The sequence below is a fragment of the Embleya sp. NPDC050154 genome, from assembly GCF_044460165.1.
In the GTDB taxonomy this organism is placed as follows: domain Bacteria; phylum Actinomycetota; class Actinomycetes; order Streptomycetales; family Streptomycetaceae; genus Embleya.
On record NZ_JBITJP010000037.1, the window covers coordinates 83,896 to 103,803 of the forward strand.

At 71.1% G+C, this 19,908-nt stretch carries 15 protein-coding genes; 6 read left to right on the forward strand and 9 right to left on the reverse strand.

Annotation, left to right across the window (positions count from 1 at the left end; genetic code table 11):
* Positions 1-47: 47 nt before the first annotated feature.
* The 3 genes from ACIBSV_RS45715 to ACIBSV_RS45725 form a co-directional block, all read right to left on the reverse strand.
* Positions 48-1,772, reverse strand: coding sequence for a DUF6114 domain-containing protein (locus ACIBSV_RS45715; protein WP_395873449.1), 1,725 nt, complete (start codon positions 1,770-1,772; stop codon positions 48-50).
* Between the two features lie 77 nt (positions 1,773-1,849).
* On the reverse strand, positions 1,850-2,485 hold the full coding sequence (locus tag ACIBSV_RS45720) for a DUF6230 family protein (RefSeq protein WP_395873450.1): 636 nt from the start codon (positions 2,483-2,485) through the stop codon (positions 1,850-1,852).
* Between the two features lie 457 nt (positions 2,486-2,942).
* Complete coding sequence (locus tag ACIBSV_RS45725; protein ID WP_395873451.1) at positions 2,943-3,896, reverse strand: tetratricopeptide repeat protein; 954 nt, start codon at positions 3,894-3,896, stop codon at positions 2,943-2,945.
* A 292-nt stretch (positions 3,897-4,188) separates the two neighbouring features.
* Here ACIBSV_RS45725 and ACIBSV_RS45730 point away from each other — a divergent pair, with 292 nt between their 5' ends.
* On the forward strand, positions 4,189-4,830 hold the full coding sequence (locus tag ACIBSV_RS45730) for a TetR/AcrR family transcriptional regulator (RefSeq protein WP_395873452.1): 642 nt from the start codon (positions 4,189-4,191) through the stop codon (positions 4,828-4,830).
* A 305-nt stretch (positions 4,831-5,135) separates the two neighbouring features.
* On the opposite strand, the gene ACIBSV_RS45735 is transcribed toward ACIBSV_RS45730, so the two are convergent.
* The 4 genes from ACIBSV_RS45735 to ACIBSV_RS45750 form a co-directional block, all read right to left on the reverse strand.
* Positions 5,136-6,752, reverse strand: a complete 1,617-nt coding sequence (locus tag ACIBSV_RS45735) for a methylmalonyl-CoA mutase (protein WP_395873468.1) — start codon at positions 6,750-6,752, stop codon at positions 5,136-5,138.
* A 244-nt stretch (positions 6,753-6,996) separates the two neighbouring features.
* Positions 6,997-7,314 (reverse strand): DUF3817 domain-containing protein, encoded by a 318-nt coding sequence (locus ACIBSV_RS45740; RefSeq protein WP_395873453.1) that lies wholly within the window; start codon positions 7,312-7,314, stop codon positions 6,997-6,999.
* 86 nt (positions 7,315-7,400) lie between these two features.
* Positions 7,401-7,721, reverse strand: a complete 321-nt coding sequence (locus ACIBSV_RS45745; RefSeq protein WP_395873454.1) for a DUF3817 domain-containing protein — start codon at positions 7,719-7,721, stop codon at positions 7,401-7,403.
* A gap of 124 nt (positions 7,722-7,845) precedes the next feature.
* A complete protein-coding gene (locus ACIBSV_RS45750; protein ID WP_395873455.1) occupies positions 7,846-8,427 on the reverse strand; it encodes a MarR family winged helix-turn-helix transcriptional regulator in 582 nt (193 codons plus the stop codon).
* A gap of 172 nt (positions 8,428-8,599) precedes the next feature.
* Between ACIBSV_RS45750 and ACIBSV_RS45755 the strand changes: the two genes are divergently transcribed.
* Positions 8,600-9,100, forward strand: coding sequence for a MarR family winged helix-turn-helix transcriptional regulator (locus ACIBSV_RS45755; RefSeq protein WP_395873456.1), 501 nt, complete (start codon positions 8,600-8,602; stop codon positions 9,098-9,100).
* Between the two features lie 174 nt (positions 9,101-9,274).
* On the opposite strand, the gene meaB is transcribed toward ACIBSV_RS45755, so the two are convergent.
* Both meaB and ACIBSV_RS45765 read right to left on the reverse strand, forming a co-directional pair.
* Positions 9,275-10,225 (reverse strand): methylmalonyl Co-A mutase-associated GTPase MeaB, encoded by a 951-nt coding sequence (gene meaB, locus ACIBSV_RS45760; RefSeq protein WP_395873457.1) that lies wholly within the window; start codon positions 10,223-10,225, stop codon positions 9,275-9,277.
* A gap of 188 nt (positions 10,226-10,413) precedes the next feature.
* A complete protein-coding gene (locus ACIBSV_RS45765) occupies positions 10,414-11,601 on the reverse strand; it encodes an acetyl-CoA C-acetyltransferase (protein WP_395873458.1) in 1,188 nt (395 codons plus the stop codon).
* A gap of 261 nt (positions 11,602-11,862) precedes the next feature.
* On the opposite strand from ACIBSV_RS45765, the gene mce reads away from it, so the two are divergent.
* The 4 genes from mce to ACIBSV_RS45785 all read left to right on the forward strand — a co-directional run bounded on the left by mce (position 11,863) and on the right by ACIBSV_RS45785 (position 19,710).
* Positions 11,863-12,303, forward strand: coding sequence for a methylmalonyl-CoA epimerase (gene mce / locus ACIBSV_RS45770; RefSeq protein ID WP_395873469.1), 441 nt, complete (start codon positions 11,863-11,865; stop codon positions 12,301-12,303).
* 253 nt (positions 12,304-12,556) lie between these two features.
* A complete protein-coding gene (gene ccrA / locus ACIBSV_RS45775) occupies positions 12,557-13,894 on the forward strand; it encodes a crotonyl-CoA carboxylase/reductase (protein WP_395873459.1) in 1,338 nt (445 codons plus the stop codon).
* Between the two features lie 139 nt (positions 13,895-14,033).
* Complete coding sequence (locus ACIBSV_RS45780) at positions 14,034-18,659, forward strand: hypothetical protein (RefSeq protein WP_395873460.1); 4,626 nt, start codon at positions 14,034-14,036, stop codon at positions 18,657-18,659.
* Positions 18,660-18,768: 109 nt separating this feature from the next.
* The gene (locus tag ACIBSV_RS45785; protein WP_020555437.1) at positions 18,769-19,710 is read left to right on the forward strand and encodes a cellulose-binding protein; all 942 of its coding nucleotides are present in this window, start codon (positions 18,769-18,771) and stop codon (positions 19,708-19,710) included.
* Positions 19,711-19,908 lie beyond the last annotated feature (198 nt).

Consider the following 19,908-nt stretch of genomic DNA (forward strand, 5'->3'; position numbering starts at 1 on the left):
GACCGCGTGGGTCCCGGGGCGCGTCGCGTGGCGCGCCGGCCGGCGGACTACTTGATCCCGGCCTTGTTGATGCCGTAGCCGGGGATGTGCAGCCTGCCGCCCAACTGGGCGTACATCGAGCTCTCCACGTTCGTGAAGAACACGATCGGGATGTTGATCGGCGGCGGACTCTCGGGCGTGAACGTGATCGGGACGATCCCGAAGATGTTGCCCTTGAGGTACTTCACGTACATCGTCGTCGGGATGTCCGCGTCCATCCAGGACTTGCTGCCCTCGTCGGACGAGATGACGATGTCCTTGCCGCCCTCCTCCTTCACCGTCATCGACATGTTCCAGATGTCGATGCCCTTGGACACGGTGAACTTGAGCGCGTTCTCCTCGGTCCCGGTGTGCGTCTTCACCTTGACCACGCCCTCGTAGTTCAGCCCGGCCATGGCCAGCAGGCTGGACTTCAGGACCAGCGGATCCACCGCTACCGGTGGGAGTCCGCCGCCGCTCTTGGCGTTCACGGGGCCCTGCACCGGGCACGGGAAGGGCGACTTGCCGTCCTTGGGCACGGCCGAGGACGACGTGGCCGACGGCTTGGCCGACGTTGTCGAGGGCTTCGCCGAGGACTTGGCCGACGGCTTCGCGGAGGCCGTCGGGGTGGTCGACGCCGAGCCGACCGGCGCGACCGGGGCCGCCGGGACAGCCGGAGCAGCCGGAGCGGACGACGCCGCGGACGGCAGCTTGATTCCGGGCAGTCCGAGTCCGGGCAACCCGGGCAGGTTCAGCTCGGGCAGCTCGAGTTCCGGCAGTTTCAGCTCCGGCAGTTTCAGTTCCGGCGCCTTGCTCGTCGGCGCCGCCGTGCTCTGCGCCGGCGTCGGCGTGACGGGCGTGGCTTCGCCCGCCGGACCCTGCGCCGCTGTCGGCCGAGCCGCCTTGCCGGCGGGCACCGGGGTCGACGACTTGCCGGCACTCGGCGCCGCGCTCGACTCGGCCGGCGATGCCGACGCCGAACCCGACGCACTCGTGGAGGCCGTGGCACTCGCGGGTACGCACGGCCCGTCCGCGTACGGGTTGTCCGGCAGCGGATCGCTGGGGGACGCGTGGGCAATGCCCACCAAGCCCACCACACCGACCATCGCGGTGACGATCGCGGTCAGCGCGACGCGGGGCGAGGTCATCGCCCTGGAGGGTTCACCGGGCCGGTCGGTCGTCACCGACCCGGTGGGTGCTTCCCCCGAGGCATCGGGGGCCTTCCCGTGGAGCGCCTGGGCCAGGAAGCCGTCCTCGACGAGGGTGTCGCCGTGGTCGTCCCCGTCCGGCCCGGGCCGTCCGTCGTCGTCGCCGTCCCGGTCGTCGTCGGCCGGGGACTCGGCCTCCTCCGCGTCGCTCGGCGGTTCGGCGTACGCCCACGACACCGCGAGCATCCCGCCGATCAGACCGAACAACATGCCCAGCCCGAAGCCACCGAAGGTGGCCACGATGAAGGACACCAGCGACACGATGATGGTGAAGACGCCGAGGTAGATCCGTACCTTCGGATTGAGCCAGGTGGCGATGCCGAGCATGATCAGGATCACGCCGATGAACAGCGCCGAGATACCGCTGTGTTGCTTGAGCTGGACGGTCACGTCGCCGGCCTTGAGCGACGCGTACGGCGCCCACAGGATGGGCCCGGCGGCCAGCATGGTGAACAGCCCGGCCCAGAAAGGCCGAACGCGCCGCCACCTCCCGAACGCCCGCCACCGGCGCACGAGCGCGTTGGGCTGCGGCTGTGCTGCGGTCACGAATCACTCCCTGAGGTGTTGCTCCGGTATGGCGGACCGGCCGCGAGCAGGGAGACCCGCTCGCGGCCGACGGCACATCAGAAGCAGACCTTGTCCTTGCCGCCGACCTTCAGGTGCAGGCCGTTGAGCTTGAAGTTGGTCGCCGTGACCAGCCAGGCCGACTGCTTGACGTTGGTGAACGTGGCCTTGGTCGCCTGCTGGCCGAACATGCCCGGCGCGCCGTTGCCGATCGCCGCCGGCCCCTTGGCCCACGGCGATTCCGGGGTGCCCTTGGCCATCCGGGAAGCGTCGACACCGATGTCGATGTTCTCGAACTCGGCATCACCGTCGAGCGCGTCCATCGCGAGCGTCATGTTCTTCGCGGTCGCCGGCGAACCGTCGCCACCCGCCTCGATGCGCAGGACCACACCGATGCCGGGGACCTCGACCGACTGACACAGCTTGGTGATCCTGGCGTCGCCGATCGCAGCCACGGCCACCGGCTTCTGACCACCCGGGCTCTTGACGAAATTGCCGTACTGGGAGAACTCGTTCGCCTGCAGCTCCGCGGCGCTGACCTTGAAACTTCCCCCGGACACCGCGATGTCGACCGGAATGGCACCGTTCGCGACACCCGCGAACATACCGACGGTCATCGCCGCGACCGGGACGAGCACGATGCCGAATCGCTTCCAGCGGGTCTTGCCGCTACCCGCCTGAACCTTCTTGTCCATGGTCCTCCTCGGGACAGAGTCCCCTCCTCATGCGGACCAGGGCCGCACGTGGCGGGGCATGGAGGGAGGGCCTGCCTGTCCTGGGACGGACCGGCACGGCCTGGATGGGGAGGTCCGCGTCCGAGCCACCGACCGGCTGCCGGGGCGAATGGGACACGGATCGAGCGGCCCGATCATCTTTCACGACCGGGTCGGCACACAAGAGGTTCGTTACCGGCGAGTAACGCGGACCTTCGAACGACACCCGCCACCGGATCACAGCGCGGTATCGACACCGACGTCGAGTGATCCGATTTCGTGGCAAAGGTCCGTTAACGGATCACGCGGAGATCACCAAATGCCACGCAGGGCTAGGGAAATTGCCCCGAGTCAAAGATGGGTAAAGACGAAGCCCCGATCGCTCTCGACCACGAGAACGACCGGGGCTTCATCGACAAAGCGAGCGCCTGACGCAGGATCAGAAGAGCACGCCCGCAAGGGCCATCCGGGCCTTGGGCACCCTCGGGTCGTCCGCGCCGACGATCTCGAACAGGTCGAGCAGGTGCAGTCGCGCGGTGTTGCGCTCCTCGCCCGAGGTCCGCCGCACGGTCTCCACGAGCCGAGCGAAGGCCTCGTCCGCCCGGCCGTCCAGGATGTCCAGGTCGGCCGCGAGCGTCTGCGCCGCGACGTCGTCCGGGTGCTCGGCGGCGTCCGCGCGAGCCTTCTCCGCGTCCACCTCCTGGGTACGCCGCAGGAGTTCGGTGTTGATCAGGCCGAGCTTGGCCTCGGCGTGCGCGGGGTGGTCGGAGAGCACGTTGCGGAACGCCTGTGCCGCGCCGTCCAGATCACCGAGCTCCAGCGCCTCGTCCGCCGCCGCGAGCAGCGGATCCCCGGCGGGCTCCTCCTCGTCGTCGGCGGGGGCCGCGGCGGGCTCACCGTCGACCGCGATACCGGTCAGGCCGAACCGCTCCTCGCCGAGCTGGACGAGCTGGTCCAGCACCTGCCGCGCCTGCGCCTCGGGCACCACGCCCTGGAACAGCGGCGCGAGCTGACCACCGACGACCGCCATCACGGCGGGAATGCCCTGGATGCCGAACTCCTGGGCCAGACGCGGGTTCGCGTCCACATCGATCTTGGCGAGCACGAAGCGGCCGGCGTACTCCTCGGCCAGGCGCTCCAGCAGCGGGCTCAGCTGTTTGCACGGCTGGCACCACTCGGCCCAGAAGTCGATCACGACGGGGGCCTGTTGGGAGAGCGCGAGCACATCGGTCTCGAAGGTGGCCTCGGTGACGTCGATGACGACCCGTTGGGCACCGGACGCGGCGGCGGGCTTCCCGGCCGGCGCGGCCGCACGCTTGGCGGCGTTGTCGGCGGCGGCCTTGACCGCGCCGAGGTCGACTACTCCGCGCATGGACATGTTCCGTGGCTGCATGTAGACATCTTCCCCCGAGAGCACGCCGAACGATGCACGGGGCGACCCACCGGCGCACGTTCGAAGCCTCGTCGCGTCCCGGTCCCCGCAGGATGCGGGCCCCGGGACGGACGACGACCCTTGACAGGTCGTCAGTCGCGATCGTGTGCTCGAATCCCCATCCAGGCACCGCGATTCGCTACGGCTCGTAGCGTAAGGGGAGCGCCGGGGGGAATGCGACCGTGGCATCGCGAATGGCGGATGTGAGTTGCGCCACCGCCCCGCACGGTACCAGCCGGTAACATGACCGCCCGTGTACGACGAATCGGCGGGAGTGCCCCTACAGCGCAAGGGACGCCCACGCAGCGCCACCGCGGACGACGCGATCCTGGACGCGGCGCGAGCGCTGCTGGCCGACGGCGGATGGGCGGGCCTGACCATGGGCGACGTCGCCGCGCGCGCGGGCGTGGCCAAAACCACGCTGTACCGCCGCTGGCACTCCAAGCACGATCTGGCCATCGCCGCGGTCGCCGAGATGCTCGACACCCTCGACCTGCCGGACCAGGGTCCGGACCTGCGCGCGGACATCGAGGACGTGGTCCGCCGCTTCGCCGCGCTCCTGGGCCGCCCGGAGATGCGCACCGCCCTGATGGGCCTGGTCGCCGACTCCACCAGCGACCCGGCCCTGCGGCGGCGCATCCGCGAAGAGGTCGTCGACCCGCAAAAGCGCCTCGTCGTCGAGGGCCGAGCCCGAGCCAAGGCCCGAGGCGAGATCTCCGCCCCGGGCGACATAGACGTGGACCTGATCTTCGACGTCATCGCCGGCACGGTGGTCCAACACGTCCTGGTAAGCGCGGAACCCGCCTCCGACGCCTGGGTCCAACGCTTCACCACCTTCGTGGTCACCGGCCTCCTAACCACCAGCCCCGAGCCGATCAGCCCAGCCGGCGTTTGAAGCCGATCAGCCCGACCGGCGCTCGAGGCCACCCCAGCCACCCCGACGCCCGACGTAAGCCGAACTCAATCCAGCCCGGCCGGCGCTTGAGGCCACCCCAGCGACCCCGACGCCCGACGTAAGCCGAACTCAATCCAGCCCGGCCGGCGCTTGAGGCCACCCCAGCGACCCCGACGCCCCACGTAAGCCGAACTCAATCCAGCCCGGCCGGCGCTTGAGGCCAAGCAGCCCGGCCGGCGCTTGAGGCCAAGCAGCCCGGCCGGCGCTTGAGGCCAATGCGAGGCCGAAGGCGAGCCCACCCAAAATCAGAACCGCGCCGGCTCCGTGTACGTCCCCCACTCCTCCCGAAGAACATCACAGATCTCCCCGAGCGTCGCCTCCACCCGAGCCGCCGCCAACATCGGCGGCACCAGGTTCACCGACCCCCGCGCGGCAACCCGCATCTCCCCCAGAGCCGCGTCCACCGCCGCCTGATCCCGCGCGCCCCGCCGCACCCCCAGCGCCGAGACCTGATCCCGCTCCACCTCGTGGCTGACCCGCATGATCTCCAGGTCACCCGTCACCGAGCCCTCGTGGCAGTTGACCCCGACCACCCGCTTGTCACCCTTCTCCACCGCCCGCTGGTAGCGGAACGCGGATTCGGCGATCTCCCCGGTGAACCACCCGTCCTCGATGCCGCGCAGGATGCCCGATGTCATCGGCCCGATCGGGTGCGGCGACGTCTCGCCCAGCTCGCGGATCCGCGCGAACGTTGCCTCCGCCTCCGCCTCCAGCCGATCCGTGAGCGCCTCGACGTACCACGACCCGCCGAGCGGGTCGGCCACCGCCGCGACCCCGGTCTCCTCCATCAGCACCTGCTGGGTGCGCAGCGCGATCTCCGCGGCCTGCTCGCTGGGCAGCGCGAGCGTCTCGTCCAGCGCGTTGGTGTGCAGCGAGTTGGTGCCGCCGAGCACCGCCGCGAGCGCCTCGACCGCGGTGCGCACCACGTTGTTGTACGGCTGCTGCGCGGTCAGCGAGACGCCGGCCGTCTGGGTGTGGAAGCGCAGCCATTGCGCCTTGGCGGTCTTGGCGCCGTACACGTCGCGCATCCACCGCGCCCAGATCCGGCGCGCCGCGCGGAACTTGGCGATCTCCTCGAAGAAGTCCACGTGCGCGTCGAAGAAGAACGACAGGCCCGGCGCGAACACGTCCACGTCCATGCCGCGCGACAACCCCAGCTCGACGTAGCCGAAGCCGTTGGCCAGCGTGTACGCGAGTTCCTGCGCGGCCGTCGCCCCGGCCTCGCGGATGTGGTAGCCGGACACCGAGAGCGGCTTGTACGCCGGGATCTCGGCGGCGCAGTACTCCATCAGGTCGCCGATCAGCCGCAGGTGCGGCTCGGGAGCGAACAGCCACTCCTTCTGCGCGATGTACTCCTTGAAGATGTCGGTCTGCAGCGTGCCGTTGAGCGTGCCGATGTCCACACCCTGACGCTCGGCCGCCACCAGGTACATGCAGAACGCCGGCACCGCCGGGCCCGAGATGGTCATCGACGTGGTCACGTCGCCGAGCGGGATGTCGCGGAAGAGCACGTCCATGTCGGCCGCCGAGTCCACCGCGACACCGCAGTGCCCGACCTCGCCGAGCGAACGCTCGTCGTCGCTGTCGCGGCCCATCAGGGTCGGCATGTCGAACGCGACGGAGAGCCCGCCGCCGCCGTTCGCCAGGATCATCCGGTAGCGCTCGTTGGTCTGTTCGGCGTTGCCGAAACCGGCGAACTGCCGGATGGTCCACGCCCGCCCGCGATAGCCGGTCGCGTACAGACCGCGGGTGTAGGGAAATTCGCCCGGCCAGCCGATCCGTTCGAAGCCCTCGTAGGGCTGATCGGCCGGTGGTCCGTAGACCGGCTCTACCTCGAGTTCGGAGAGCGTGGTGCGGCGCATCCCGTCGTTGCGGACCTTGTCGTACCGGTCCTGCCAGCGCCGCCGACCCGCTTCGATGTCCTCGGTGTTCACGTGGCTCCTGTCCGCTGCCGTCGTCGTAGGACCCATTCCCGCGCGGCACGAGAAAATTACTAGGACGTCCTAGTAAATGTCCACGACCCGGAAAACGCCAAAACCCCCGACGGGACGTCGGGGGCTCGGGATGCACTCGAAGCCGGGCACGCGGCCCGGGGGCGGCGACCGCTCAGGCGGTGGCGGGCGCGGCGGTCGGCTCGACCAGCTTGTGCTTCATCTTGTGGTCGAAGACGAACGGGCCGAACGGCGGGATCGCCGCGATGAACGCGAGCAGCGTGGTCTTGTTGTCCCACGACAGCTTGGTCCGCACGTCCATCATGGCCAGCAGGTACAGGATGAACATGACCGCGTGCAGCAGGCCCAGCGGCATGACCAGGTTGATGTCCGAGATCCGGCTCAGCAGCGAACCGAAGACGAGCAGGAGCAGGAACGACGTGCCCTCGGCGATGGAGATCACCTTGAAGCGGCCGACAGCGGTGGAAAGCATGGGGATCCTCGGGGGAAGGGGGTTCGAAACGGGCTGACCCGAGCCGACCGACACATGCCGGGCCGGCCTCGGACGGGGCGAACGGCTCAGGCGGTGGCGGCGGCGGGCTCGCGCTCGCGGACCGCCTCGACGGCCTTGCGCTCGGCGTAGAACGACGCGAGCGGGATCGTGCCGGCGACCATCATCAGCAGCATGCGCTCGAACTTCCACTTCATCTTGCTGCTGAGGTCGAAGGTGACGACGAGGTAGACCATGAACAACAAGCCGTGGGCCTGGCTGACGTACAGCGTCGCCTTCTCGCCCGTGTCGAACCCGTACTTCAGGACCATGCACAGGCACAGGACCAGGAGCATGCACCCGGTGATCCAGGCCATCACCCGGTAACGGGTCAATACGACAGGCTTCACGGCGGCACCTTCGGTAACGGCGGCATCGACGACCTCGTCGACCGCTTTTCACAATGGCGCATGCAGCTTACGTCGCCGGCACCGGGGTCCCCGAATCCGCCCCCTCCCCACCGATATGTGCCCGCTACGCGCCCGCCGTGTCGCGCACCGAACCGGCCGGCGCCTGCACCGGTGCCGCCTCACTCCCGGCCGGCGTCTCCTCGACACGGAAGTCGCCCGCGTCCACCCGCAGCACCCGCAGCAGGTCGAAGAGCTGGGCGCACTGTTCGGGGGTGTACGCGCCGAGCCCGAACTCGCGCGCGGTCAGGTCCCGGGTGGCCCGCTCGGTGACGTCGCGGCCCTTGTCGGTGATCACCGCGAGCACCCCCCGCCCGTCGCGCGGGTTGGGCCGGCGGGCGACCAACTCGGCCTGCTCCAGGCGGTCGATCGTGTTGGTCACACTCGTGGGATGGACCATCAGCCGCTCGCCGATCCGGGACAGCGGCAGCGAGCCGGTCCGGCTGAAGGTGAGCAGTACCAGTGCCTCGTAGCGGGCGAAGGTCAGCCCGTACGGCTTGAGCACCGCGTCGGCGCCCGCGAGCAGGATCTGCTGGGCGCGCATGATCGAGGTGATCGCGACCATCGGCGGGCACTCCCCCCAGCGCTCTCGCCAGTGCTCGTCGGCACGCGTGATCGGATCGAAGGGGAGATTCAGTGGCTTCGGCACGGGCCGAGCGTAGTGGAGGTTACCCATCGGTCACGTGGCTGTCTCACGTCTTGCGCATACCCCCGCGTGTATACGCGGGCGCGGCTCGCACACCCGCCCGCGCGGCGCGCCGGGGACCCGCGCACAACCAACAGGTCATTCAAGTTTCAACTATCTTCGGTATTCTCGTTACATGACCGAAGCCGAGCCCAGGTGGCTGAGCGATGAAGACCAGTGCGTGTGGCGCCAGATCATCGCGGTGATCAACATGCTGCCGCCGCGGCTGGAGCGCGAGCTCCAGCGCGAGCACGGGTTGTCCCTGCACGACTACCAGATCCTGGTCCGGCTCTCCGAGCACCCGGACCGGGAGGTACGGCTGAGCGATCTCGCCGAGGCGACCCAGCAATCGAAGAGCCGGCTCTCGCACCAGATGACCCGGATGGAGAACGCCGGCCTGGTCGCGCGCCGCAACTGTCCGACCGACCGGCGCGGCGCCTTCGCGGTCCTCACCGACCAGGGTTGGCGCGTGCTCGAGGCCGCGGCACCCACCCATGTGGAGAGCGTCCGCGAGCACCTGATGGACGTGATGACCGCCGATCAGAAGCGGATCGTCGGCGAGGCGTTCGGCGCGGTGGCCGAAAAGCTCCGCCCGGCCGCCCGCGCCACGGCCTGTCCATCCCCGAAGCAACCCTGAACCACCCCCGGCCCGCCGAACACCCAAGCCGAGCCCGCACCGAAAACGGCACCACATCCGGCCCGTCCGGCGTTCGAGGACGACGCTCCGAGCCCGGCCGACCCCACGATCGGGGCCGACCCATCAGCCCGTCCGGCGTTCGAGGACGACAAGCCGAGGTCGGCCCACAGCGCCTCAGGCCCCCAGCCCCGCGATCAACTCGTCCGCGGCCGCGTACGGATCCAGATCCCCGGAGAGCACCCGCGCCGCGAGCGCGTCGAGCCGAAGGCCGTCCCGCAGATCGCCGATCCGCGACCGCAGCGCGGTGACCGCGATCGCCTCGACCTCGTCCGCCACCCGGCGCCGTCGGCGCCGGGTCAGCTCGCCACTGGCCTCCATCCAGGCGCGGTGCTTCTCCAGCGCCTCGACCACCTCGTCCACGCCCTCGCCGCGCGAGGCCACCGTCTTGACGATCGGCGGACGCCAGTCCCCCGGCCCGCGCGCCTCACCCAGCGACAACATGTGCCCGAGTTCGCGCGCCGTGGTCGCCGCGCCGTCCCGGTCCGCCTTGTTGACCACGTACAGGTCGCCGATCTCCAGGATCCCGGCCTTGGCCGCCTGGATCCCGTCCCCCATCCCGGGCGCGAGCAGCACCACCGTGCTGTCCGCCATCGAGGCGATCTCCACCTCCGACTGGCCCACGCCGACGGTCTCCACGATCACCACGTCACAGCCCGCCGCGTCCAACACGCGCAGTGCCTGCGGGGTGGACCAGGACAGCCCGCCCAGATGCCCGCGCGAGGCCATCGAGCGGATGTACACCCCGGGGTCGGTCGCGTGGTCCTGCATCCGCACCCGGTCGCCCAGCAGCGCGCCGCCGGAGAACGGCGAGGACGGGTCCACCGCGAGCACCCCGACCCGCCGGCCCAACCTGCGGTAGGCACTCACCAGCGCGGTGGTGGACGTCGACTTGCCCACGCCGGGCGATCCGGTCAGCCCGATCACGTACGCGTTGCCGGCCAACGGCGCCAGCGCGGCCATCACCTCGCGCAGCTTCGGCGACGCGTCCTCGACCAGCGAGATCAACCGGGCGACCGCCCGGGGCCGACCCTCTCGGGCCTGGGCCACCAACGTCGCGACATCCATCCCCGACCTCATGCGCCACCGCTTCCCTGCTCGGATATGCCGAAACGACCCCGGAGTCGGCGCGGCCGCACACCGGGGTGCGGGCCACGCGACTCCGAGATCGTTTCAGGTGGGTGGGGCGTCGTGAACCGCCCGGTCGCCCGCGTCGCCTCGGCCCCCGCCCGCGCCCGGCACGGCGACCGCTGGGCTCAGTTGCCCGGGACCGTCAGGATCAGCGCGTCGCCCTGGCCGCCACCGCCGCACAGCGCCGCCGCGCCGGTGCCGCCGCCGCGTCGCTTGAGCTCCAGCGCCAGGTGCAGCACCACGCGGGCGCCGGACATCCCGATCGGGTGGCCCAGCGCGATCGCGCCGCCGTTGACGTTGACCTTGTCGGTGCCCACCCCGAGGTCGCGCATCGACTGCACGGCCACCGCGGCGAACGCCTCGTTGATCTCGATCAGGTCCAGGTCGTCGACGGTCAGGCCCTGCTTGCCCAGCGCGTGCTTGATCGCGTTCGAGGGCTGCGACTGCAGCGAGTTGTCCGGGCCCGCGACGTTGCCGTGCGCGCCGATCTCGGCCAGCCACTCCAGACCCAACTCCTGGGCCTTGGCCTTGCTCATCACCACGACGGCGGCGGCGCCGTCGGAGATCTGCGAGGCCGACCCCGCGGTGATGGTGCCGTCCTTGGTGAACGCCGGCCGCAGCTTGCCCAGCGACTCCGCGGTGGTGTCCGGGCGGACCCCCTCGTCGGTGGCGAACACGACCGGCTCGCCGCGTCGCTGCGGGATCTGCACCGGCACGATCTCGGCGTCGAAGACCCCGTTCTTCGCGGCGGCGGCGGCCCGCTGGTGCGACAGCGCGGCCACCTCGTCCTGCTCCTGGCGGGAGATGTCGAGCTTGCCGTTGTGGTGCTCGGTCGACTCGCCCATCGGGATGTTCTCGAACGCGTCGGTCAGGCCGTCGTAGGCCATCGCGTCGAGCATCTCGATCGCGCCGTACTTGAAGCCCTCACGGGATTTCGGCAGCAGGTGCGGGGCGTTGGTCATCGACTCCATGCCGCCCGCGACCACGATGTCGAACTCGCCGGCGCGAATCAGCTGGTCGGCCAGCGCGATCGCGTCCAGGCCGGAGAGACAGACCTTGTTGATCGTGAGCGAGGGCACGTTCATCGGGATGCCGGCCTTCACCGATGCCTGCCGGGCGGGCATCTGCCCCGCGCCGGCCTGGAGCACCTGACCCATGATCACGTACTGGACCTGGTCCCCGGTGACGCCCGCGCGCTCGAGCGCGGACTTGATCGCGATGGCGCCGAGGTCGGTGCCGGAGAAGCCCTTGAGGGATCCGAGCAGACGGCCCATGGGGGTGCGGGCCCCCGCGACGATGACAGAACCGGCCATGAGGGTGGCCTCCACAACTTGATGGTCGGGGTGCCATCGCCAGGCGGCCCGGGCGACGTGCGGCATCCCCGCGACGGACGTGAGGTTGTTCCGGAACCTACCCGCAAGGGCCGCGACCACGGCAGGGGGCTCCGATGTGACGGAACCCACCATCTCGGGCCACCCATACCGGGTGTGCTCTCACCCATAGTCTCGTTTCGACGGACCGGGTATCTACCCGCAGGTAACCCGGGTACTTCCCAGAGGCCTTTGGAGGCCATGGTGCTCACACGTATCGACCACATCGGCATCGCCTGCCACAACCTCGACGAGACGGTGGCGTTCTATCGGGCGACCTACGGCTTCGAGGTGTTCCACACCGAGGTCAACGAGGAGCAGGGCGTTCGCGAGGCGATGCTCAAGATCAACGAGACCTCGGACGGCGGCGCGTCCTATCTCCAGCTCCTGGAGCCCATCCGCGAGGACTCCACCGTCGCGAAGTGGCTCGCCAAGAACGGCGAGGGCGTGCACCACATCGCCTTCGGCACCGCCGACGTGGACGCCGACGCGGCCGCGATCAAGGACAAGGGCGTCCGGGTGCTGTACGACGAGCCGCGCCGTGGTTCCATGGGTTCGCGCATCACCTTCCTGCACCCCAAGGACTGTCACGGTGTGCTCACCGAGCTGGTGACCTCGGCCGCGAACCCCGCCGCGGAGCACTGACCGCCCACGTCACCGCACCGAGCGCCCGGCCCGCGCCATCGCGCCCGGCCCCGCCGCCTTCCCGGGCACCCGCCCGACCACTCGCGACCTTTCGTGAACCGACACATCGTCAAACGAGCGGCGGAGTTCCTGCGACTCCGCCTCTTGTCGGCTTTGTGCCGACCGCCTAACGTTACCAGCGGGTAAGTTCAGCGAAGTTCAGCAATCCCTCATGTTGTCTCATGCTTCAACCGCCGACCCATGGAGGCCGACGATGAAGGAGATCCTCGACGCCATCCTCGCGGGGGACACCCCCAAGGAGGCGTACGCAGCGCTCCCGCTTCCCGACTCGTACCGCGCCGTCACCGTCCACAAGGACGAGGAGACGATGTTCGAGGGCATGGAATCGCGGGACAAGGATCCGCGTCAGTCGCTGCACGTCGAAGACGTGCCGCTGCCCGAACTCGGCCCCGGCGAAGCCCTCGTCGCCGTGATGGCCAGTGCGATCAACTACAACACCGTGTGGACCTCGCTCTTCGAGCCGGTCTCCACCTTCCGCTTCCTGGAGAAGTACGGCCGCAACTCGGAGCTGACCAAGCGGCACGACCTGCCCTACCACGTGGTCGGCTCCGACCTCGCGGGTGTCGTGCTGCGCACCGGCGCGGGCGTGAACGCCTGGAAGCCCGGCGACGAGGTGGTCGCGCACTGCCTGTCGGTCGAGCTGGAGAGCGCGGACGGGCACGCGGACACCATGCTCGACCCCGAGCAGCGCATCTGGGGCTTCGAGACCAACTTCGGCGGTCTCGCGCACATCGCGCTGGTCAAGAGCAACCAGTTGATGCCCAAGCCGGCACACCTGTCGTGGGAAGAGGCCGCCTCGCCGGGCCTGGTCAACTCGACGGCGTACCGCCAGCTCGTCTCGCGCAACGGCGCGGGCATGAAGCAGGGCGACAACGTGCTGATCTGGGGCGCCTCCGGCGGCCTGGGCTCGTACGCGACCCAGTTCGCCCTGGCCGGCGGCGCGACGCCGATCTGCGTGGTGTCCTCCGAGGACAAGGCGCAACTGTGCCGGGACATGGGCGCAGAGCTGGTGATCGACCGCCGGGCCGAGGACTTCCGGTTCTGGAAGGACGAGCGCACCCAGGACCCGCGCGAGTGGAACCGGTTCGGCAAGCGCATCCGCGAACTCACCGGCGGCGAGGACGTGGACATCGTCTTCGAGCACCCGGGCCGGGAGACCTTCGGCGCGTCCGTGTACGTCACCCGCAAGGGCGGCACCATCGTGACCTGCGCGTCGACGTCGGGTTACATGCACGAGTACGACAACCGTTATCTGTGGATGAGCCTGAAGCGCATCGTCGGCTCGCACTTCGCCAACTATCGGGAGGCGTGGGAGGCGAACCGTCTGGTGGCCAAGGGTAAGATTCACCCGACGTTGTCGCGCACCTACGCTCTGGAAGAGACCGGCCAGGCGGCCCGGGACGTCCACCGGAACCTGCACCAGGGCAAGGTGGGCGTACTGTGTCTCGCACCGGAGGAGGGCCTGGGGGTTCGGGACGCCGAGATGCGATCGCGGCATATCGACGCCATCAACCGCTTTCGTAACGTCTGACGGCGGTCCCTGGATCTGAGACCATTCTCCCTGGTAGTCAATGCGGTACGGGCGGTTCCGGATGTACATACGGGGTCGTGTCGTCACCAACCGGTCGGAAACGGCCGATATGCAGTACTGAAACGTACGCGGCCAGGGGATGGAGTGGGACCCCACAGTGCGGGGCTACGACCGCTACCAAGTCGACGAGCACCTCGAAGTACTCGACGACGAGATCAAGCGGCTGAAGAAGGAGCGCGACGACACCGTCGCACACGCGGAGGACCTCGGCTATCAGGTCGAGGTTCTCCGCGCGAAGCTGCATGACCTTCGCCGCCAACTCGCCACGCCCCGATTCGACAGCATCGGCGGCCAGGCCGAGCAGATGCTGCGCAACGCCCAGTTGCAGGCCGACCAGGTCCGCGCGGACGCCGAGCGCGAATTGCAGGAGTCGCGCGCGACCACGCAGCGCCTGCTCCAGGAGGCCGCCGCGCGCTCCGCCCGGCTGGAGGCCGACTGGCAGGCCGAGGTGATGGAGCGCCGCCGGCGCCTGGACGAGGAACTGACCCAGGCCCGTCAGGCCACCGAGACCCGGGTCAACGAGAACGTCGCATGGGCCGAGCAGTTGCGCGCGCAGGCCGAGGAGCGCTCGCGCCAACTCGTGGACAACGCCCGCGCCGAGGCCGAGCGGATCGCCGCCGCCGCGCGCGAGCAGGCCGCCGGCACCAGTGAGAGCACCCGCGCCGAAGTCGAATCGCTGCTCTCCCGCGCGCAGGGCGACGCGGACCGGGTGATCGCCGAGGCCAAGGCCCGGGCGAGCGCGGCCGTGGACCAGTCCGAGCAGTTGCGCACCGAGACCCGAACCCGCGCGGAGAGCCTGGTCGGCGACGCCCGGGTCGAGGCCGCCCGGATCATCGGCGAGGCGCGCTCCGAGGCCGAGCGGGTCACCGGCGAGGCCGGCGCCCGGGCCCAGGGCGCCTCCGAGAACACCGCGAAGCTGCTCGAATCCGCCCAGTTGGAGATCGAGCGCCTGCGCGCCGAGGCGGCCGGCGAGGCGGACCGCCGCCAGGCCGAGGCGCAGCGCCTGCTCCAGAGCGCCGAGGCCGAGGCGAGCGAGAAGCTCGGCAAGGCCGCCGGCGAGGCCGAGGCGTATGTGGGCAAGGCCCGTGCCGAGGCGGACAAGCTCACCGCCGAGGCCCGTGCCGCCGCCGAGCGGCTGCGTGCCGAGGCACTCGCCGAGGCAGACCGGCTGCGCGACGAGGCACGCGCCGAGGCCGAGGCGCTGCGCACGGACACCCGCGCCGAGTTGGACACCGCCCGCGAGGAAACCCTGGCCCGGGTCGACGAGTTGGAGGCCGGGGCGCGCGCGGAGATCGAACGCCGCCGGCAGGAGGTGGACCGACTGCGCGGCGAGGCGCAGCAGTTGCTCACCAATGCCGAGGCCGGCGCCGCCGAGCGCCTGGAGACCGCCGCCCGCGCCGCGGACGACCTGATGGCCAAGTCCCGGTCCGAGGCGGAGCGGGTACAAAGCGAGGCCCGTACCGAGGCGGACGAGTTGCGCGCCCGCGCGCAGGCCGATGCCGAGGCGGTGGAGACGCGCACCCGCGAGTCGAGCGATCGACTCGCGAACGAGGCCCGCGAGTACGCGGAGCAGTTGCGTGCCAAGGCCGCCGAGAGCGCCGAGGAACTGCTGGAGGCGGCCCGCGCCGACACCGGAAAGCTGCGCGAGAAGGCGGTCGCCGACACGCACCGTCTGCGCGAGCTGACTCAGCGCCAACAGGCCGAGGCCGTCGAGGAGTTGCAGCGCGCCCAGGACGAGGCGCAAAACCTGCGCGCCGAGGCCGCGGCAGCCGCCGAGCAACTGCGCGAGGAGTCGAGCGCGCAGGCGGCGGAACGGGTCGAGGCGGCCCGCGCCGAGGCCGAGCGGGTGCGCACCGAGGCGGCGGAGAACGCCGGTCGCGCGCACGCCGAGGCCGAGGAACTGGTGGCCAAGGCCCGCGCCGAGGCCCAGAAGGCCGGCGCCGACGCGGCCCGCGCGGCCGAGGAGCTGATCCGCTCGGCCGAGCAGGCCGCGACCGAACTGCGCGATCAGGCGGTGGCGCGCGCCGAGGCGATGCGCGCGGAGGCCGAGCGCCAGGCCGCCGAGCTGCGCACCCGCACCGAGGAACTGCGGGCCCGCGCCGAGCAGTCCGCCACCGACGCGGAGGCCGCGCTGGACCGCGCCCGGGCGGACGCCCAGGCCACCATGGAGCAGGCCCGCGCCGAGGCCGGCGCGCGTACCCAGTCGGCCGCGGTCAAGGCCGACGAACTGATCGGCAAGGCCCGCGAGGAGGCCGAGAAGGTCCTCACCGACTCCCGCGAGGAGGCGGACGGCATGCGCTCGGCCGCCCGCCGGGACGCGGCCTCGATGCACGAGGAGGCGGAGACCGAGTCGCGCACGCTGCGCGAGGAGACCGAGGCCACCGCGCTGGCGGTCCGCGAGGCGGCGGAGAACGCGGCCCGCACGCTGCGCGAGGAGAGCACCGAGCAGGCCCGCACGCTGCTGGCCGACGCGGACGCGGACGCGACCCGGATGCGCACCGAGGCCGAGACCGCCGCGCAGGCGCTGCGCGAGAAGACCACCAATACCGCGCGCTCCGTGCTGGAGCAGGCCGACGCGGAGGCCGAGCGCATGCGCACGGAGGCCGAGACGGCCGCCCGAACGCTGCGCGAGGAGACCACCGAGACCGCGCGCTCCGTGCTGGAGCAGGCGCACGCCGAGGCCGAGCGCATGCGCACCGAGGCGGAGGAGGCCGCGCACACGCTGCGTGCCGAGACCGCCGCCACCGTGCGCGCCGCGCTGGAGAAGGCCGAGTCGGACGCCGCGCGGGTACGCGCCGAGGGCGAGGAGACCGCGCTCGGCATCCTCGAGCAGGCCGACAGCGAGGCCCGCACGCTGCGCCAGGAGGCGACCGCCGCGCTGGCCGCGGCCAGGTCCGACGCGGACGCGACCCGGGCGCAGGGCGAGACCGACGCGGACCGGGCCCGGTCCGAGGCGCAGGCCGCCGCCCGGGCGCTGCTGGAGCGGGCCGAACGCGATGCGGAACAGCTGCGCACCGAGGCCGAGACCGCGGCCCGCACACTGCGCACCGAGGCCGCCGAGGCACTGGACGCCGCGCGTACCGAGGCGCAGCGCCTGCACACCGAGGCGACCGCGACGCTGGCCTCGGCGAACCGGGACGCGGGCACGCTGCGCGAGGAGGCGGCCGCCGCGCTGGCGGAGGCGACGGCGGAGTCCGAGCGCATGCGCGGCGAGGCGGAGACCGCGGCGCTGACCCAGCTGGAGCAGGCCGACACCGACTCCGCCCGGATGCGCGAGGAGGCCGAGGCCGAGGCGGCCCGGCTGCGCACCCAGGGCGCGCAGGCGCTGGAGGAGGCCCGCGACGAGGCGGCCGAGCTGCGCGATCGCACCAAGGCGCGGGCGCGCGAGTTGCTGGAGAAGGCCGAGGCGCGCGGCACCGATCTGCTGGAGAGTGCGACCACGCAGGCCCGGCTGGCCAAGGAGGACGCCGCGCGCGCGGTGGCCGAGGCCCAGGCCGAGGCGGAGGCGGTACGCGCCGCCGTGGTGGGTATCGAGGACGCCGCCCGCGAGGAGTCGGACCGGCTCACCGCGCTCGCCGAACGCGATCTGACCAAGGCCCGCGACGACGCCGAGACCACGCTGGTGCGCGCCCGCGCGGAGGCGGATGCCACGGTCACCGCGGCGCGCAAGCACGCCGAGCGGATGAAGTCCGACTCCGACCGGGAGGCCGAGAAGACCCGAACGGCCGGACGGGAAGCGGCGAACAAGGAGCTGCGCGAGGCCGAGGAGGCCGCGACCGCGCTGCGCGAGCAGGCCCGCGCGGAGCTGGACCGGGCCGCCAACGAGGCCGAGGATCTGCTGATCCGGGCCAAGGGCCGGGCCACCGAGATCGTCGGCGCGGCCGAGCGCAAGGCCGAGCAGCGCGTCAACGAGGCGAACGAGGCGGCGAACCGCCTGATCGCCGAGGCCGAGGCCGAGGACGAACGCCTGCGCGCCGAGGCGACCGCGGTGATAGAGAAGGCGCGCGGGGACTCGGACGCGATGATCAGCGAGACCCGCCGGGACACCACCGCCACCCGCGAGCGTTCCGACAAGGAGGCCGAGCAGGTCGTCGAACGTGCCCGCCGGCAGGCCGCGGAGGGCCTGAAGCAGGCCGGCAAGCGGGTCGACGACCTGGTCGCCGCAGCGGAGGAACAGGTGAGCGAGGCCCGCGTGGACGCCGAGAAGATGAAGGTGGTCGCGGCGGAGGAAGCCGAGCGGATTCGTGACAAGGCCGGTTCCGAGGCGGATAGGGTACGGATTGCCGCGGTGAAGAAGGCCGAGGCGTTGCTCTCGGAAGCGGAACAGCGTCTCGCCGACGCCCAGAAGGGCGCGGACGACCTGCGGGCGAAGGTGGCCGAACAGGTGGCCGCCGCCCAGCGGGAGGCGCAGGCGGTCCGTCGCAAGACCGCCGCGGATGCCGAGAAGGTTCTCGACGAGGCGCGGAAGGAGGCGGAGCGACTGCGCACCGAGGCGCGCAAGGACGCCGACCGTCATCGCGCCGACGGACAGCGCAAACTCGACGAGTTGAACCGCAGGCGCAAGGACATCACCGCCGAGATGTCGCGCGTGCAGGGCGTGTTGGACGCGCTCGCCGCTCCCGCGGGCCTCGCCTCCGGCAAGGGCAACTCCTCGTCGGGCAAGGGCCCCGCGGCGAAGGGTGCCGGTTCGTCGTCATCCGATTGAGCGATGCCGGCCGGTTCTTATCCCCCGGTCAGGTCGATGCTCCGCCCGATTCGTGCCAGGATTCCACCCGTCACCTCATTCACCGCACCCGTCATACGACAGGAACCCCATGAGCGACACTAACTCTCCGCACGGCTTCGACATCGTCCGCCGTGGGTACGAGCGTTCGCAGGTTGACGACCGCATCACGAAGCTCGTGTCGGACCGTGACAGCGCGCTCGCGAGGATCTCGGCGCTGGAGAAGCGGATCGAGGAACTGCACCTCGAAAGCCAGAACGCGCAGGCTCAACTCGCCGACGCCGAACCCTCCTACGCCGGTCTCGGCGCCCGGGTGGAGAAGATCCTCCGCCTCGCCGAGGAAGAGGCCAAGGACCTGCGCGAGGAAGCCCGCCGCGCCGCCGATCAGCACCGCGAGTTGGCCGAGGCCGCCGCGCAGCAGGTGCGTTCCGACGCCGAGCAGTACGGCAAGGAGCGCAAGGCCAAGGCCGAGGACGAGGGTTCGCGGATCCTCGACAAGGCCAAGAGCGACGCCGCGCAGCTTCGTGGCGAGGCGGCCAAGGACGCGTCGGCCAAGCGCGAGGAGGCCGAGGCCCTCTTCGAGGAGACCCGGGCCAAGGCCGCCCAGGCCGCCGCGGACTTCGAGACCAACCTGGCCAAGCGCCGCGAGCAGTCCGAGCGCGACCTGGCGGCCCGTCAGGCCAAGGCCGAGAAGCGCCTGTCCGAGGTCGAGCACCGGGCCGAGCAACTGCGCCTGGAGGCGGAGAAGCTGCGCACCGACGCCGAGCGTCGTTCGCGTCAGACGATCGAGACGGCGCAGCGCCAGGCCGACGACATCGTCGCCGACGCGCGTGCCAAGGCCGACCGGATCCGCTCGGAGTCCGAGCGCGAGCTGGCCGCGCTGACCCACCGTCGGGACAGCATCAACGCGCAGCTCACCAACGTGCGCGAGATGCTGGCGACCCTCACCGGCGCGGCCGTCGCCGCCGCGGGTGTGAGCATCGATGACGACGACGACAAGATGCCGGGTGTACCGGCACAGCAGAGCCGCTGACCCTCTCTCGGGGGGGCATCGGTACGGGCCGTAGGGGGGCCGGTTTCGGCGGGGGGGGGGGGGGGGGGGGGGGGGGGGGGGGCGCGGCCCCCCCCCCCCCCCCCCGCCGGGTCAGTCGTCCAACAGGTCCCGCAGCAACTCCACGGTGAGCGGCTCCGGTTCCGCGCCCAGGCCGGCCAGCAATCCGTCCAACCGGTC

Coding starts and splice junctions, on each gene's coding strand:
- ACIBSV_RS45785 (WP_020555437.1), top strand. CDS start 18,769: ATGAGCGACACTAACTCTCCGCACGGCTTCGACATCGTCCGCCGTGGG.
- meaB (WP_395873457.1), bottom strand. CDS start 10,225: ATGGATGTCGCGACGTTGGTGGCCCAGGCCCGAGAGGGTCGGCCCCGG.
- ACIBSV_RS45740 (WP_395873453.1), bottom strand. CDS start 7,314: ATGCTTTCCACCGCTGTCGGCCGCTTCAAGGTGATCTCCATCGCCGAG.
- ACIBSV_RS45725 (WP_395873451.1), bottom strand. CDS start 3,896: ATGCAGCCACGGAACATGTCCATGCGCGGAGTAGTCGACCTCGGCGCG.
- ACIBSV_RS45780 (WP_395873460.1), top strand. CDS start 14,034: ATGGAGTGGGACCCCACAGTGCGGGGCTACGACCGCTACCAAGTCGAC.
- ACIBSV_RS45765 (WP_395873458.1), bottom strand. CDS start 11,601: ATGGCCGGTTCTGTCATCGTCGCGGGGGCCCGCACCCCCATGGGCCGT.
- ACIBSV_RS45720 (WP_395873450.1), bottom strand. CDS start 2,485: ATGGACAAGAAGGTTCAGGCGGGTAGCGGCAAGACCCGCTGGAAGCGA.
- ccrA (WP_395873459.1), top strand. CDS start 12,557: ATGAAGGAGATCCTCGACGCCATCCTCGCGGGGGACACCCCCAAGGAG.
- ACIBSV_RS45735 (WP_395873468.1), bottom strand. CDS start 6,752: ATGCGCCGCACCACGCTCTCCGAACTCGAGGTAGAGCCGGTCTACGGA.
- ACIBSV_RS45755 (WP_395873456.1), top strand. CDS start 8,600: ATGACCGAAGCCGAGCCCAGGTGGCTGAGCGATGAAGACCAGTGCGTG.